Below are 14737 nucleotides of genomic sequence, written 5' to 3'. Positions count from 1 at the left end.
CAGGTATCTCCCGGCGCGCGGGTGAACGTTAGGTAAAATCCGTCGGTTCAACCCGTAGCGTTGACCCGGTGGGAATTGAGTTCACAGCAATCGATTTTGAGACAGCAAACGGGTTCCGTGGCTCGCCCTGCGCGGTTGGCTTGGCCAAGGTGCGGGACGGCAGGATCGTGGACGAGGCCCACTGGCTGATGCGCCCTCCCGCGGGGCACGACCATTTCGACTGGCGCAACGTACGGATCCACGGCATTTCCCCGGAGATGGTGGCGACCCAGCCACGGTTTGGGGACCTATTCCCGGAGATCGGTGCTTTTATTGGCGACGACGTCCTGGTGGCACATAACGCGGCCTTCGATCTGGGCGTCATCAGGTCGGGACAGGAAGTTTCCAACATCGCGGGCCCGGCCTACAACTACACCTGCACCGTGGTGCTCTCCCGGCGCAGTTATTCGCTGCCCTCGTACTCGCTGCCCTTCGTCGCCGAGGCGGCCGGAGTCCCGCTGGTCAACCACCATGATGCAGTTGAGGATGCCAGGGCGTGTGCCGGCATCATGATCGACATCGCCAGGATGAACGGTGCGGACTCGCTGGCAGAACTAGCCGCGCTGCAGCGGCTCCCACTCTCGATCCAGGATGCCTACGTACCGGGAATCAACCCTGTCTCGAAGGCGACGCGCGGTGCCCTGGCCCGTGGCCCGGTTGCTACCCGGACCGGCCCCTCCGGGTGGCCCGAGGAGGGCTTGAACCCGCCCGCGAATGGCGCAGCCGATCCGGCAAACCCGCTGTACGGCCAGACGGTGGTGTTCACCGGCACGCTCGGCATGCCCCGTCCGCAGGCCAAGGAACGGGCCGCGCGGCTCGGCGCCCAACCAGCGAGCACGGTCACCCAACGCACCACAGTATTGGTGGTGGGCGACGGATTTGAGGCCTCGGATCTGCGCAATGGACGCGTCACCGGCAAAGCCCGGCGTGTTCTCGACCTCCACGAGCGAGGCCAGCGGATCGAGGTCCTCTCGGAAGCCGAGTTCCTGCAGATGACTGAGGGCCGCTGGCCCGTCGACAGTCCCTGACCGGTCTACGGTCCCTGACCTGCTTACGGTTCCAGCCGCTCTACAGGGCCAGCTGGACCCCGGTGAGCTCCTCCGACGCGTCGATCAGCCGGGAAGCGGTGTTGCGCTCGCGGGCGTGCGGATGCGCCGGCACCGACGTCGGGTGACCCCGTAACTGGAACCAGCCGCTCGGCCCGCAGTAGGAGCCGTTGTCGACGCCCGGATCACCCACCGCCCGAACCAGGGGCCACGCCCCGGTGTCCTTGCCGTGCGAGACGGGTGCCAGCACGCGGCGCTGTGCAGCGGGTGGGGTGTCGTTCAAACCGATTCCGGGTCGGTGCGGGGTGAGCATGTCCAGGGCCAGACCCGGATGGGCCACGATGCTCTGTACCGGGCTCCCCAGCAGGTGAAGCCGGGCAGCGAGTTCGAAACCGAAGGTCATGACAGCCAGCTTCGACGTCGCGTAGGAGCGCGGATTGTTGTACTTCGCTGGCATCAGGTCGGCAGTGTTCAGCCGGACCCAGCGGTGGCTGATGCTGCCCAGATGAACCACCCGGCCGCGCGCAGCGGTGAGGGCAGGCAGCAGACCCGCCGTGAGGGCAAAATGCCCCAGGTGGTTGGTGCCGAACTGCAGCTCAAAACCATCCGCCGTGTGCTGGCGTCCGGCCGCGCCCACAACTCCGGCGTTCGCCAGGAGCGCATCGAGGGGACCCCGTGAGGAGAGCACTTCCACGGCCTGCCGTACCGAGTCGAGCCGGGCCAGATCGAGCTCCTGGTAGTGGACGTCTGCGTCGGGAACCCTGCGCCGGATCGCTGCAATGGCCGCCGTGACCTTCTGCTCATTGCGCGACGCCATCACCACGGTCGCCCCGGCCGCCGCCAGCTGCTCGCAGGCAAAATAGCCGAGCCCGGCGTTCCCTCCGGTGACCACCACGGTGCGGCCGCTCAGATCCGACAGGTGAGCGGGACTCCAGTTATCCATGAGCCAAGACTAGGCACAGCAGGGGCCAGCCCAAGAATCGACCAGAACCGCCCCAGGGAAAGGCTCAGCCGGTCGAGGTGGTTTCCACCAACAGCTGAGCCATCGCGCTGACGGTTTCGGCACCCTCCAGCAAGGACACCCACGCGGCGGGCAGCCCCTGCACCCCGTAGAGCGCGCCGAGAATGTTGCCGGCGATCGACCCCGTCGTGTCGCTGTCACCGTCGTGATTGACAGCGAGGCATAACGCAGCGCGGAAGTGGTCCTCTACTCCCGCGGTCGTCTCGGTTGCCAGCACCGCATACACGGCAATCGCCAGGGCTTCGTCAGCTGTCCACCCACCGCCGAGGGCTGCCGTCATCAGCTCAGGCGAGACACCGCCGTCGTCGGCCAGTTCGACAGCGGTCTCAAGGAGGCGGACCAGCTCGGGTACCGCCGAAGCGGCTGCCCGGGAGACGGCGGCAGCCACCGCCTCAGCGAGAGGCTTGCCATCACGGGCGATTGAGTGGATCAGGACCGCGACCACGGCAGCGCCGTGCTGGGCCGTGGGGTGGCCGTGGGTCAGTGCGGCGGCGTTCATCGCCAGCCGATCGGCAACCTCGACAGGAATATGGGGCACCAGCCCAAACGGGGCGGAACGCATCACCGTGCCGGAGCCTTTGGCGTCAAGATTCAGTGGCCGCGCCTGGGTGCCCATCTCTCCGCTGCGGAGTGCGCTGAGGCACGCCGCGCCGGGCCGGCGGCGGTGCTGAAGGACTTCCTGGGCATCGATCCAGCGGGGCGGGGGAGCAGGCGCCGACGACGACGGCGTCTCGCCCTGCGTCGCCAGCCACCGCAGGTAGGCCAGCCACAGGCAGGCGGTCTCATCAGCCGCCACTCCATCATTGGCCCATTGGATGGCATCAACGAGTCCGTCGACCGTATACAACGTGAGCTGGGTATCGTCGGAAAACCGGAACGTGTCCGGCAAAGCGTCGGGGGAGGTCACACCGTGTGGACCGTAGGCTGTCCGGATGGATTGCAGGTCGAGTTCTTCGACGGCATAGCCGAGGGCATCGCCGAGGGCACCGCCCAGCAGGCAGCCATGAACACGGTCGGAATAAGTCGGGGCAACAGGCACCTCAACAGTCTAGTGTCGGGTATGGTGCTACTGCCCCGTCCACCGGCGTCGCCCGCTCACAGCGGGCATCCAGCAACAAGTGGAACGCTGGACGGGTTTGCCTGACCGGATCGTACGGTCCCGACAATAGAGTCGACCCCCATCTCGACTCTCCCATTCAGCTTGAAGGAATACGTTCACCATGACGCAGACATCTCTGCCCAGCCACGATCTGCACGCGGACCCGGAACACTCCGGGCGCGCTGCCGGGATCAAAGACTTTCCACTGGTGGCCCGGTCCCTCGCCGAAGCAGCAGGCTCGTTCCTGCTGGTCCTCGCGGGACTGGGCGTCACCATCCTGAACACCCAGACGGGTGTTCAGCCGACTCTCGCCTTCGGTCTGGCGCTGATCGGAGCGATGGTCGCGTTCGGCTATGTGTCGGGGGGTCACTTCAACCCGGCGGTCACGCTCGGCTCGGCAATCGCAGGTAAAACCTCGTGGGCCTCGGTACTGCCCTACATTGTGGCGCAGGTGGTCGGCGGGGTTGTCGCAGCAGTGTTTATCTGGTTGCTCCTGAGCGCCAACCAGCAGTTTGCCGGTAGCGTCCAGGCCCTGTTCGCCGTCTCGGCCAACGGTTACGCAGACAATTCGCCCACCCAGTTCGCCCTGAGCAGCGCTCTCCTCGCCGAGGTTGTCGGCACCGCGATCTTTGTCGCCGTCGTGCTGGGGGCTACCTCCCGCACCGCCACTGGTGCGCTGCGCAACGCCGGTGGGCCCTTCGCCATCGGGCTGGTCTACGCCGCGCTGCTGACCTTCCTGCTCCCCATCACCAACGGGTCGTTGAACCCAGCCCGGTCAACCGCCGCCGCCATCTTCTCCGAAGGCTGGGCCATCGAGCAGCTGTGGCTGTTCTGGGTAGCACCGGTGCTCGGCGCAGCGATCGTTGGACTGATCTACCGCAGCACCGAGCTGTTTGGTGGACGCAAGAGTGAAGCCGGGGTGGCTGGGGCGGCCGACGGATCCGTCGCCGCACCTGCCGACGACGACGCAGCCCCGGCAGTCACCGGGGTCAACGCCCCATCGCAGACCACCGGGGTGACGTCGGCTGACCGCTACCCGGCCGGCCATGCACGCACCGGTGACACGGCCGAGGATGGTCAGGTTGACCGTCCCGCCGGGACCGACGAGGCACGGAGGTTCTTCGACGGATCCGACGATCGCCGCGACGAAAAGTAGGCTAAAACCGGGCCAAAGTCCGCACCGCCGGGAACCCTCCGCAGGAATGTCAGTGGGGGCCGGTAGCTTGGAATCATGAGGCTACTGCACACATCCGATTGGCACCTGGGACGGTCGTTCCACGGTGTGGGTACCCTTCAGGCGCAACGGATTTTCATCGACCACCTCGAGAAATCTGTCCGCGAGCATGAAGTCGATGTGGTGCTGATCGCCGGCGACGTCTACGACCGTGCACTGCCCGGCGTCGACGTCGTCGGCCTCTTCGACGACGCGCTGGATCGTCTCACCGGGGCGGGAGCGCAGGTGGTGGTTTCCAGTGGAAACCACGACTCCGCCACCAGACTGGGATTCGGCGGTCGCATTCTGGAACGCGGCGGAGTGCACTTACGCACCCGGCTTGAGGACATTGCGCGGCCGGTCCTTTTCCCCCTTGACGACGACGGCGCCGAGCTGGCCGTCTATGGCCTGCCCTACCTCGAGCCGCGGCTGGTCGCAGGTGGGCTCGGAGCCGAGGCCCCGACACACACCAGCGTGACCAGGGCAGCCCTGGACCGGGTCCATTCGGACCTGGCGCATCGCCGGGCGGCCGGGACCGTCCGGTCCCTGGTCATGGCGCACACCTTCGCCAGCGGCGGTATCACCTCGGCCAGCGAACGCGATCTCAGCGTGGGTGGGGTTGGTGCCGTGCCCCTCGATCTCTTTGAATCCTTCGACTACACGGCCCTGGGGCACCTTCATGGCCAGCAGCAATTGGCACCCAATGTGCGGTACTCCGGTTCGCCCCTGCCCTATTCGTTCTCGGAAGCCAACCAGGCCAAGGGCGCCTGGCTGGTGGACATCAGCGCCGACGGGCTGGGTGAGGTCAGTGCAATTAACTGGCCAGGGTACCGCGAGCTGGCGGTCCTGACTGGGGAACTTGAGGACCTGCTGGCGGACCCGCGCCATGACTGGGCCGAGAACGCCTATTGCCACATCACCCTCACCGACGCTGACCGGCCCGCCCAGGCTATGGAGCGCCTGCGGAGCCGCTTCCCCACCACCCTGGTATTGAACTTCGAACCGGCCGGTGACCGGCAACGCGCAGCGCAGACCTACAGCCAGCGCATCGCCACGGCCACTGATGATGTGGAGGTGTGCTGTGGCTTCTTTGACCACGTCCGGTCCCGTCCAGCGAACGATGGCGAACGCGCTGTCATCACCTCCGCCCTTGAGACAGTCCGTTCGGCACAGGTCGAACGATGAGGATCCACCGCCTGGAACTTCAGGCGTTCGGCCCCTTCGCTGAACGCCAGCAGGTCGACTTCGACAGGTTGGGTGCCCACGGTCTGTTCCTCCTGAACGGCCCCACGGGCGCCGGAAAATCGAGCGTACTCGACGCGATTTGCTACGCGCTCTATGGATCGGTGCCCGGCGCCCGGCAGGGTGCAAAGCGGCTCCGCAGCGACCACGCACCCGAGTCGCTGGCCCCCGAGGTGACCTGCGAGTTCAGCGTGGGCGGTCGCCGGTTGGAAGTGATCCGCAATCCGCAATGGAATCGCCCGGCCAAGCGGGGCAAGGGGACCACCTCCGAGCCGGCCCGCACCCTGCTGAGGGAGCAGGTCGACGGCGAATGGGTCCAGAAATCCGCCCGAAACGATGAAGCCGGCGACGAGATCCAGACCCTTCTCGGCATGAATCGTGAGCAGTTCACCCGGGTGGTGATGCTGCCACAGGGCGAGTTCGCCGCTTTCCTTCGCTCCGATGCGAAATCCCGCCGGGAACTGCTGCAGCGGCTCTTCTCCACCGACCGTTTCGAACAGGTGGAGCAAGTCCTCGCTGAACGAGCCAGGGCGCTCGGCGGCCGGGTCGCCGACGCCGAAGCCGGGTTGACCCACATCTTCCGTCGGGCCCTGGATGAGGTGGAGCGCCATGCCCTCATAGGGGGAGAGGCGGACCCCGCCCCCGATTCCGCCCCTGGGTCCGACGCGGCTCCGGAAACCCAGGAAGCCGGACCGGAAACCATCAGCGGCTTGCAGGTGCGTCTCGCCGGTGCGCTGGAAGGTGCAACCCAGACTTCGACCAAGGATTCGCAGGAGCTTGCTGCATTCCGACAGGCACACCAGGAGACGTCGGCCCTCCACGCGCGCCAGGGTGCACTGGCGAAGTTCAGGGCTGACGAGGCCGCGCATCTGGCCCAGCGTGAGGATGCGGAAGCGTTTCAGGCTGCAGTGGAACGGGATCGGAAGGCCCGCATCCTTGAGGGTGGCCTCCGCTCATTGGATCAGGCAGAGCGGACGCTCAGCCACGCCACCGCCGGGGCGAAGGTCGCAACGCTCCGGATCGCCGAATCCGAGGTGGCCGGATCCCTGGTGCCCGGCCTCAATCCAGACGACGTCATTTCCGTCATCACCGCCGCCGACGGCGTCGACGTGAGCCCTGACGGCGTCGATGTGAGCCCTGCCGGCGTCGACGGCGCGGGGTCCAGCCTTGACGAGACGATCGGCGTGCTCGATGCTGCCTGCACCAGTGCCACCTCAGACCTCGGGGTGCTGCGCTCGGCACTGCCGGAGGAACAGCGTCTGCAGTCGCTGGAGCACAGGCTCGCCAAGGCGGCGGCCGAGCAGGAACGGATTGAGGCAGCCCTTGCGGACTGCTCGGGTGCCCAGGAGGAGGTCCGTGCCGAGGCCGCCGATGCCCGTGCGGAGCGTAGCGAGCTTGAGCGTCAGGTCAACCAGGAATCGACGCTGGGGGAGCGGGTGGCAGAGGGCAAGCGGCTCCTGACCACGATCGCGGCCCTCGGGACCGCGCGGGACAGGGTCCTGGGCGAGGAGGAGAAGTACACGGCAGCCGAACGGCGCTTCCTTGAGCTCAAGGGTCACTGGCTGGATACCCTCCGGCAACGCCTGGAACAGGCTGCAGCCGAGTTGGCTGACCGACTCACCGACGATAGTGACTGCCCGGTCTGCGGCAGCCGGTCCCATCCCCGGCCGGCCTCGGCCGATCTGGACACCCTGGTCACCCACGACCAGGAAGAGGCTGCACACCGGAAGCAGGACGCCGCCGAGCAGGAGCTGGACCGGATCCGACGAGTGCGGGACGAGGCAGTCCTGGAGGCCGCCAGGTTGGAGGCGCAGGGTGGTGGCAGGGATGCTGCCGACGTGCAGGAGGACCTCACGCGGGACACTGGCCTGCTGGCGGAAGCCGTCGCAGCACGACAGGCATTGGAGCGCGTCACGGCCCGGCTGGTCGAGTTGACCAAACGCGAAGAAAGCCTCACTGCCACCTACAACGGGTTGACAACTTCACTTGCTGAACTGCGGTCACTGATTGCCGGGCTGGAGGAACAGCGAGGGGAAGTGACGGGGCGGCTGGTCACGCTCCGCGACGGGTATGACACCCTGGCGGAACGGATTACTCAGCTGTCGGCGGGACACGAAGCTATTGCCACCTGTCGGGACGCCCTGCAGGGCCTGATCCGTGCCCGCGACGGCCACGATCAGGCGTTTGGCTCGCTGGCCGAGGGACTGTCGAACTCGTCATTCGACGACCCGGATGAGGTGCGCGCGGCCCTGCTGCCGTCGGCTGAGCTGCAGCGCGCCGAGCAGTTCCTCAGCGGCTATCAGCGCACCACGCACCGGCTGGAAGCTGACCAGGGCCTGCCGGAGATTGCCGGGGCACTTCAGGACGAGGCAGCCGGTCTGCCGGCAGTGACCCGCGAAGTGCTTGAAGCAGCGGCAGCGGCGGAGAGTGAATCGGCTGCACGCGCCGCGAAAAGTGAGGTCAAACGTCGGATGATCGAGGAGTCGGCCGCACAGCTTGAACGCTATGCAGCCGAAATGGGCCGCCAGGAGAAGCTGGTGCTGCCGCTGCGGACCGAGTATGAACTCGTGAAATCGTTGGCCGACACCGCGGCCGGAGGCGGAGACAACTCGTACAAGATGAGTCTTGGCACCTACGTGCTGGCTGCACGCCTGGAGCAGGTAGCGGATGCAGCGACTGAACGGCTGCTGGCCATGTCTGATGGGCGCTATGCTCTCGTGCACAGTGATGCGCTATCGGGCAACAAGAAGTCGGGCCTGGGACTCAACGTCATCGACGGCTGGACCGGAAATACGAGGGACACGGCAACCCTCTCAGGCGGCGAATCCTTCATGGCGGCCCTGGCGCTCGCCCTCGGCCTGGCCGACGTCGTTCAGGCCGAGTCAGGGGGAATCGAGATCGAGACACTGTTCGTTGATGAGGGCTTCGGTAGTCTCGATGACCAATCCCTGGAACAGGTCATGGACGCTCTGGAAGGGCTTCGGGACGGCGGCCGCATGGTGGGGCTGGTCAGCCACGTCGCCGAACTCAAGCAGCGCATCACCGCCCAGCTTCAGGTGATCAAGGGACGAAACGGATCCACCCTGCGGATTGTCGACCAGTTACCGGTCGACCAACTGCCCATCGACCAACTGCCCATCGACGATCAGCCCACCGGTCCGCATCAGACGGATGGGCTGCAGACGGTGTAAATTGAGGGTTGTCACCGGGTTGGGCGCATCGGGAGGGGGGACGATGCGCAATCAGCTGTATCCGGAAAGACCCTCACCATGACACTACCCGCAGTATCCGCTAGCCGGCTGGGACGCTATGGCCGGCTCCCGGCCCTCGCCGGATCTTCTTTCCTCACCATCGGCTTCTTCGCCCGGCTGCCCCTGGCCATGTTGACTGTCGGGGCCCTGACCCTGGTTACGGCGGCCAGCGGGTCGGTAGCAACCGGAGGGTTTGCCGCCGGAGCGGTCGGCGTCGGTTCGGCGCTGGGAGCCCCTATTCTCGGGTACCTTGCCGACCGCACCGGGCAACGGCCCGTGCTGCTCGTCTCGGCGGTCCTGAACACTATGGCGATTGCCCTGGTGGTCACGGCCAGTTACTCAGTGCCTGACTTTTCGGCGGCCTCCACCGCACTCATTCTCGGGGCAGCCTTCGGCATGGGATTGACCTGCCCGCAGATCGGGCCACTGGCCCGGGTGCGGTGGATCGCCCTGACCCGCGGAACCCAACAGGGCGATCTGGATACGGCGCTGTCCTACGAGAGCACCGCGGATGAACTGACCTTCGTTCTGGGGCCAGCACTTGTGGGCCTGTTGGCGAGTGTGATTGCCCCCTGGCTGCCGCTGGCCCTCGCCGCCGTGCTGACCATCGTCATGGTGAGCGCGTTCGCAATTCACCCCACGGTCCAGGCCGTGGTGCCGCTAAGCCGGCGTCCTCACCCTGCCCGGGAGGGGGAGCCCAGCACCCGCCGGAGGGAGCCCGGCAGCCGACGGTTCTGGTTGCTGGTTCCGCTCCCGGTGCTTGGCATGGTTGCAATGGGTACCTTCTTCGGCTCAACGCAGACGGCCCTGATCGCGTTCGCCGGCGAGTTCGGGGCTGCTACGTCGGCGGGTCTGCTGTACGCCGTGATGGGTCTGAGCTCAGCGGCGGCGGCGCTGTCGGTGGCGTACTGGTCAGCCAGATTCTCGGCGTCGTTTCGCTGGATCATCTCCGCTGGCGGGATGAGCCTGCTCAGCCTGTTCCTCTTCATCCCGCAGGAGGTCCCGCTGATGCTGCTGGTGCTGTTCGTCCTGGGTATCCCGGTGGGACCCACGATGGTCACGATTTTCAGTATCGGCTCCCTGGTGGCCCCGAAGGAACTGATGGGGACGGTCATGACCCTGCTGGCCAGCGGAATTGTCGCTGGGACGGCGATCGGGGCCGCAGTGGCCGGGACCCTGGCGGAAGCGAACGGCTTCAGTTCTGCCTTCGTGGTTCCGGTAGCTGCGGCTGGTGCGCTGCTGGTGCTGGGAGTCGTTTCATTGACGGTGCCCCGGCAGCATCAATCCGATTAGCCCGCTGCACCCCATACCCCAATACCTGCACCCAGCACCCCGCGCCTCGGCCTGGGTGGGGGTGGGGGTGGCCTCAGCGCAACTGTTGTTCGATGGTCCGCGCGCAGTCCGCGAGTTGAGCACCAAGCTCCGCCGGAGTGTGCTGGCTGCGGATGTAGACCAGCGCTACGGCTGCCGGTAGTTGACCGGGGATGCGGACCGGTACGGCTACCGAGGAGACGCCCTCAATCACCTCATCGTGGCTCACCGCGTAGCCGGTGCGCTGCGCGGTGCGGGCGGCTTCCCGGTACTGCTGGCCAGGGGCAAAACGAGCCCAGTCCTGTTCAGTCATTGCCGATTGGATGGCAATTCCCGGCGCTCCGGCGCTCACCGAGTGGCGGGTGCCAGGCCGCTGGGCAACGGTGGCACCGGTGTGCCGGGGCTCTACCGTGACCAGCGTGACGCAGTCATGTTGGTTCAGGACGGCAACGAAGGCGGTCATGCCCAGGCTATTGGCCAAATGGGTCAGTTCGGGCAGCGCCGCCGACTGCAGATCGCCCGCCACGCCGCGGGCCAGCGCGGCGAGGCCGGGGCCCGCCTGCACCCGACCCGCAGCATCCCTCACCACCAGCGAGTGGTCTTCAAGGGTCCGCAGGATGCGGTAGGCGATGGAGCGGTGCACCCCAAGCTGCGTGGACAGCTCGGCGATGGACAGGGGAGTGCGCGCTTCGGCCAGGATTTCCAGGGCACGGATGCCCCGAGAGAGGGTCTGGGAATGTGATGACGGTGCCACCGTAGCGCTGGTCTGCACACTGTCCATGGCGTCCTCTCGGGTGGGCGGCTGTTGTCTTCGTCACTTCCGCCAATATTTCACTATCAGAATGAATTGTTCAACTATAGAACAGCTAGGCTGTCCTTAACGCTAGTACAGGCACGTCAAGGGAGTTTGACCATGACCGCTTCACCGCAGGACGGGAGTGCAGCCAGCAGTGGCGCACCCGTTCGTCGGCGCTCCCTGAACGTACCGCGGGCCCACCACTTCAGGGGAAGCCTTGGCCGGTTCGCGACCGGCGTCGCGATCGTCACCTTCGACGGCGCCACCAAGCGTCATGGGATCACCGTCAATTCCTTTACCTCGGTGTCGATGGATCCGCCGCTGGTGCTGGTGAGTATCGCCCGCAGCACCACGGCCCACGACGAGTTGGCCGGCAGACCGTTCACCGTCAACATCCTCGGCGCCGAGCAGCGCCAACTGGCCCTGCACTTCGCCGGGCGACCCGTTGATGAGCCGCTCTGGGTCGAGGGGGAAGGTGCGCCACGTCTGGGAAACGTCCTGGCCTACTTTGAGTGCACTCCGTGGGCAGCGTACGACGGCGGCGACCACACCCTGTACCTCGGCGAGGTGCAGGATTTCAACTACCGCAAGGGCGATGCCCTGGCGTACGCCAACAGTAGCTTCACGACCATCCCGGAAGACCAGCTGGGGATGGAAGACCTACTCTGACCGGGTCCACCAAAACCCCAGGCAGCTGAACCGCACGACTTCCTCAAGGACTGAAGACAATGGGCATCCGATCCGGCACGCAGTACCTGGACACATTGAATTCCATGCGACCGCACGTGGTCATCGATGGTCAGGTGGTCAGCGAAAACATCGCCGATCACCCTGCGTTCAGGAATGTGGCGCGGTCCTACGCCCGGCTATTCGATCTGCAGCACGATCCCGAGTATGCGGACCGGCTGACGTACCCATCGCCGTCGAGCGGTGACCGGGTCAACGCCTCCTTCCTCGTGCCGCGCACGGTCGCGGACCTGGAACGGCGTCGTGCGGCGACGGCCTGTTGGGCCGAATATTCGCAGGGTTTCCTGGGCCGCACCGGGGATTACATGAATGGGTGCCTGACCGCGCTGAGCGCGGCCGAACACTGGTTTGCCCAGGCGGACCCCATGTTCGGCGAGAACATTCGCCGGTACTACGAGTTCTGCCGGGAGAATGATCTCCTCACCACCCACACGCTGATTCCGCCGCAGGTCAATCGGTCGGTGTCGGGATCGGAGCAGCTGGGTGGTCACCTGTCGGCCCGCATCACCGAGGAACGCGACGACGGAATCATCATCAACGGTGCCCGCATGCTCGCGACCAACGCCCCCATCGCCGATGAACTGCTCGTCTTCCCATCCACCCTGTTGCGCGGAACCCCCGAGGATGCGCCGTATTCCTTCGCGTTCGCGCTCCCCAACGACGCTGAGGGTCTGAGGTACCTGTGCCGTACCCCCCTCCACAATGGTGGGTCGATCCACGACGAGCCGCTGGCTTCGCGGTTCGAGGAAATGGACGCCGTCGTCATATTCGACAATGTGTTCGTGCCGAACGAGCGCATCTTCATGCTCGGGCACCCCGACCTCTGCAACGGCTTCTACTCCGAAACCGGCGCCGGGGCGCTGATGACCCACCAGGTGGTCACGCGGACCATAGCCAAGAGCGAGTTCTTCCTCGGCCTGGCAGCGGAGTTGTCGGAGTCCATCGGTATCGGCGGATTCCAGCACATCCAGGAGGATCTCGCCGAGCTCATCCAGACGGTCGAAATCGGCAAAGCCCTGCTGCGGGCGTCCGAGGTCGATGCCACACCGAACGACGACGGCGTGATGTTGCCGAAGTGGACCACACTCAACGCGGCACGCAACTGGTATCCGAAGGTGGCCCAGCGCTTCCCCCAGATTATCCGCAAATTATCCGCCAGCGGCCTGATGGCGCTCCCGGGCGAGGCCGATCTGGCCAGTGCGGCGCTGCCGGATATCGAACGGTATCTCCAGACCAAAACGCTCACCGGACCCGAACGGGTGCGGCTATTCAAGCTGGCCCATGACGCGTCAATCTCCGGTTTCTCGGGTCGTCAGGCCTTGTATGAGTATTTCTTCTTCGGCGACCCGGTTCGGATGGCCGGGGCACTGGTCAAAAGCTATGACACTGCCCCTGTCCAGGCGCGGGTGCGCGAGTTCCTGGCTCGTACCGACTAGGCGCGCCGCCGCATTTCGACAGGCTTCCCGGCAGGTCTTCCGGCAAGTCGTCGCCGGGGAGCGTGCATTAGGCCATCCCGGGGTAGTATGATCAGCGTCACAAACCGAACGTTCTGTCAGTAAATAGTCCGTCCCACCCTGGAGTACACAATGACGTCTTCTTCCACCAGCGTTGGCCAGCCCAAACAACGCGTGACCCGCGAGGAACGCAAGGTTCTGGCGGGGACCCTGGTCGGCACCACCATCGAGTGGTACGACTTTTTCATTTTCGCCCAGCTGACCGCGACAGTCCTGGCCGGGCTCTTCCTGACACCCCTGTCGGATTCGAACCCCGGCCTGGCCCAGATCCTGTCGTTCGCCCTGATCGGCATCAGCTTCCTCTTCCGTCCGCTCGGGGCGATCGTCGCGGGTCACCTCGGTGACCGGATTGGCCGCAAGGCCGTGCTGGTGATGACCCTGCTCCTGATGGGTGGGGCGACCGCTCTGATCGGCCTCCTGCCGACCTACGCGCAGATCGGCATCTGGGCACCCATCCTGCTGATCCTGTTCCGCATCATCCAGGGCTTCTCCGCCGGCGGTGAATGGGGCGGTGCAGCACTCATGGCCGTGGAGCACGCACCCGTACACCGGCGCGGACTCTTCGGGGCCTACCCGCAGATCGGTGTCCCCATCGGGATGATCCTCGCGACCAGCCTCCTGTTGCTGCTGCGAACGGTTCTGACCGAAGATGAGTTCCTGGCCTGGGGCTGGCGGATTCCGTTCCTGCTGTCGGTGGTCCTGATCGTGGTGGGATACCTGATCCGCCGCTCGGTCGCCGAGAGCCCAGTGTTCAAGGAGATGGCGCAGCGCAAGGCGGAAAGCAAGGCGCCACTTCGTGAACTGTTCCGGAACCACACCAAGAACGTGCTCCTGTCGGCTGCCATCTTCATCGGTAACAACGCCGCCGGGTACCTCCTGATTGCCTTCTTCATCTCGTATGCCACTGGGCGTCTGGAACTTCCCATCCAGGAGGTGCTGCTGGCAACAGTGCTGGCCTCCTTCGGCTGGCTGATTTTCACCATGGTGGGAGGCTGGCTCTCCGACAAGATTGGCCGGGTCCGGACCTTCCAGATCGGCTATGCCTGGGTCTTCGTCTGGATGATCCCGATGTTCATGCTGATCGACACCGGCGACATCGTGCTCTACGGGGTGGCCCTGTTCGTCCTGACCATTGGGTTGGGTCTGTCCTACGGCCCCATGTCGGCCATGTACGCCGAAATGTTCCCCGCCCAGGTGCGGTACTCGGGCATCTCGATCGGCTACGCCCTCGGCGCAATCCTCGGCGGAGCGTTCGCTGCCACAGTGGCGCAGGCGCTCCTTGAGGCGTACGAATGGTCGGGTTCCGTGGCGATCTACATCATGGTGCTGTGTGTGATTTCCTTCATCGGCGTCAGCCTGGTCAAGGAGACCAAGGGCGCACCGCTGGGCGTGTCTCACCACTAGCGCGTCATACTGCATCAACGGGGCCGGCAGCGGCGGGAGACCTCCCGCCGCTGC

The 14737-nt window shown here is 65.7% G+C and carries 11 protein-coding genes; 8 read left to right on the top strand and 3 right to left on the bottom strand.

Annotated elements, in window-relative coordinates; all coding sequences use genetic code 11:
- The first annotated feature begins 68 nt into the window (after window positions 1-68).
- Entirely contained in the window at window positions 69-1067 is a 999-nt protein-coding gene (locus tag ACX80T_RS11480) for a 3'-5' exonuclease (protein ID WP_019481212.1), read from the top strand.
- 40 nt (window positions 1068-1107) lie between these two features.
- Here the strand turns inward: ACX80T_RS11480 and ACX80T_RS11475 are convergent, their stop codons facing one another.
- Window positions 1108-2028 (bottom strand): SDR family NAD(P)-dependent oxidoreductase, encoded by a 921-nt coding sequence (locus tag ACX80T_RS11475; protein WP_026040860.1) that lies wholly within the window; start codon window positions 2026-2028, stop codon window positions 1108-1110.
- Between the two features lie 64 nt (window positions 2029-2092).
- Window positions 2093-3145 (bottom strand): ADP-ribosylglycohydrolase family protein, encoded by a 1053-nt coding sequence (locus tag ACX80T_RS11470; protein ID WP_019481214.1) that lies wholly within the window; start codon window positions 3143-3145, stop codon window positions 2093-2095.
- 181 nt (window positions 3146-3326) lie between these two features.
- Here ACX80T_RS11470 and ACX80T_RS11465 point away from each other — a divergent pair, with 181 nt between their 5' ends.
- From ACX80T_RS11465 to ACX80T_RS11450, 4 genes are all read left to right on the top strand, one after another.
- Window positions 3327-4361, top strand: a complete 1035-nt coding sequence (locus ACX80T_RS11465; protein ID WP_019481215.1) for an aquaporin — start codon at window positions 3327-3329, stop codon at window positions 4359-4361.
- Between the two features lie 75 nt (window positions 4362-4436).
- Complete coding sequence (locus ACX80T_RS11460; RefSeq protein ID WP_459304478.1) at window positions 4437-5603, top strand: exonuclease SbcCD subunit D; 1167 nt, start codon at window positions 4437-4439, stop codon at window positions 5601-5603.
- Window positions 5600-8851, top strand: coding sequence for an AAA family ATPase (locus ACX80T_RS11455; RefSeq protein WP_459304477.1), 3252 nt, complete (start codon window positions 5600-5602; stop codon window positions 8849-8851). The genes ACX80T_RS11460 and ACX80T_RS11455 overlap by 4 nt, the downstream gene beginning before the upstream one ends.
- A gap of 78 nt (window positions 8852-8929) precedes the next feature.
- Window positions 8930-10204, top strand: a complete 1275-nt coding sequence (locus ACX80T_RS11450; protein ID WP_024476309.1) for an MFS transporter — start codon at window positions 8930-8932, stop codon at window positions 10202-10204.
- A 73-nt stretch (window positions 10205-10277) separates the two neighbouring features.
- On the opposite strand, the gene ACX80T_RS11445 is transcribed toward ACX80T_RS11450, so the two are convergent.
- Window positions 10278-11003 carry an IclR family transcriptional regulator gene (locus tag ACX80T_RS11445; RefSeq protein ID WP_019481219.1) on the bottom strand — a complete coding sequence of 242 codons (726 nt, stop codon included), beginning with the start codon at window positions 11001-11003 and terminating at the stop codon, window positions 10278-10280.
- Between the two features lie 132 nt (window positions 11004-11135).
- Here ACX80T_RS11445 and ACX80T_RS11440 point away from each other — a divergent pair, with 132 nt between their 5' ends.
- The 3 genes from ACX80T_RS11440 to ACX80T_RS11430 all read left to right on the top strand — a co-directional run bounded on the left by ACX80T_RS11440 (window position 11136) and on the right by ACX80T_RS11430 (window position 14683).
- Window positions 11136-11687 carry a flavin reductase family protein gene (locus tag ACX80T_RS11440; protein ID WP_459304476.1) on the top strand — a complete coding sequence of 184 codons (552 nt, stop codon included), beginning with the start codon at window positions 11136-11138 and terminating at the stop codon, window positions 11685-11687.
- A gap of 59 nt (window positions 11688-11746) precedes the next feature.
- Entirely contained in the window at window positions 11747-13201 is a 1455-nt protein-coding gene (gene hpaB / locus ACX80T_RS11435; RefSeq protein ID WP_459304475.1) for a 4-hydroxyphenylacetate 3-monooxygenase, oxygenase component, read from the top strand.
- A gap of 150 nt (window positions 13202-13351) precedes the next feature.
- Window positions 13352-14683, top strand: coding sequence for an MFS transporter (locus tag ACX80T_RS11430; RefSeq protein ID WP_019481222.1), 1332 nt, complete (start codon window positions 13352-13354; stop codon window positions 14681-14683).
- The last annotated feature ends 54 nt before the right edge of the window (window positions 14684-14737 follow it).

The sequence above is a fragment of the Arthrobacter sp. Sr33 genome (assembly GCF_054511195.1).
This window is presented reverse-complemented; position numbering and strand designations above follow the sequence as displayed.

Bases quoted from the DNA above. Each gene is read 5' to 3' on its own strand.
- ACX80T_RS11465 (WP_019481215.1), top strand. From the start codon at position 3,327: ATGACGCAGACATCTCTGCCCAGCCACGATCTGCACGCGGACCCGGAA.
- ACX80T_RS11430 (WP_019481222.1), top strand. From the start codon at position 13,352: ATGACGTCTTCTTCCACCAGCGTTGGCCAGCCCAAACAACGCGTGACC.
- ACX80T_RS11440 (WP_459304476.1), top strand. From the start codon at position 11,136: ATGACCGCTTCACCGCAGGACGGGAGTGCAGCCAGCAGTGGCGCACCC.
- ACX80T_RS11475 (WP_026040860.1), bottom strand. From the start codon at position 2,028: ATGGATAACTGGAGTCCCGCTCACCTGTCGGATCTGAGCGGCCGCACC.
- ACX80T_RS11445 (WP_019481219.1), bottom strand. From the start codon at position 11,003: ATGGACAGTGTGCAGACCAGCGCTACGGTGGCACCGTCATCACATTCC.
- ACX80T_RS11460 (WP_459304478.1), top strand. From the start codon at position 4,437: ATGAGGCTACTGCACACATCCGATTGGCACCTGGGACGGTCGTTCCAC.
- ACX80T_RS11455 (WP_459304477.1), top strand. From the start codon at position 5,600: ATGAGGATCCACCGCCTGGAACTTCAGGCGTTCGGCCCCTTCGCTGAA.
- ACX80T_RS11450 (WP_024476309.1), top strand. From the start codon at position 8,930: ATGACACTACCCGCAGTATCCGCTAGCCGGCTGGGACGCTATGGCCGG.
- hpaB (WP_459304475.1), top strand. From the start codon at position 11,747: ATGGGCATCCGATCCGGCACGCAGTACCTGGACACATTGAATTCCATG.